Annotated in this window: 1 protein-coding gene; it reads left to right on the forward strand. The window is 49.6% G+C overall.

The window, feature by feature from the left end:
• Positions 1 to 243: 243 nt before the first annotated feature.
• The coding region (locus DW677_RS18075; RefSeq protein ID WP_181968403.1) for a PepSY domain-containing protein at positions 244 to 1005 on the forward strand (762 nt) is incomplete at its 3' end.

The following is a 1005-nucleotide window of genomic DNA, read 5'->3' on the forward strand; positions in this document are numbered from 1 at the left end:
ATTTGCTGCTTTTTATTTTTATCAGGGTAGTCCATAGTGGGCTGCCTTTTGTTATACAAAATGGAGACAATCAGGGAATCTGTAAAAAGAGGCATGGGCGGCGCAATTTACGGTATTGCAAGTGTTACTATATTTGTTAGATTTTTACAAATATACCCTGTACACAAAAATTTCACTTGTAATCTGGCAGGATATCGGCTACACTTTACTCATTCCAATCTGATAGGAAGGATAAGAAAGAGTATGAGAAAGAAATGGATTTTTACCGGAGTGGCATTTGCACTTGCAATGACCTTGACCGGATGCAGAGATAATGCGGCAGCCAGTATTCCGCAGCAAAGCAGCCAGGAGCAGACGAAGGAGCAGACACAGATGATCCCTATGGAGGAGGCACAGGAAGCGGCGTTAAAAGCAGCGGATATTGAAGCGGCAGATGCAGACATTTCAGCCACGACCTTAAGTGAGGTGGCGGGAGTGGCCTGCTATAAGGTGGAATTTACTTCCGGAGAGTATGCCTACTCCTACACGATCAATGCACAGACAGGAGCTGTCATGGAAATGAGCAGCCAGGAACAGAATGCACAGACTTCCGGGACGCAGACGGAGACGGCAGACCCCGCTGCCTCGGCTCCGGCACAGACCTCAGGTTCAGCCTCAGCCCAGGCACAGACCTCAGCCGCTGCACCGGCACAGAATGCAACAGGTACCGGAACCGTGGATGAAGCAGCAGCACAGAAGATCGCACTGGAGCATGCCGGAGTGAAGGCAGCGGACGCAACGATCACCAAGTCAAAGCTTAATTATGAAGACGGACGTCAGGTATATGACATTGAATGGTATGCAGGCGGTGCCAAGTATGACTATGAGATTGCGGCAGACACCGGAGAGATCATCAGCTCCGCATATGAAGAAAAAACGATGGGAGCAGACAGCAGGAACGTTACGGTCAGTGAGGCAGATGCAAAGAAAACAGCCCTTGACCGTGTAAGCGGTGCAACAGACAAG

Origin of the sequence: Clostridium sp. AM25-23AC (assembly GCF_003435125.1) — a bacterium.
GTDB classification, from domain to species: domain Bacteria; phylum Bacillota; class Clostridia; order Lachnospirales; family Lachnospiraceae; genus Pilosibacter; species Pilosibacter fragilis.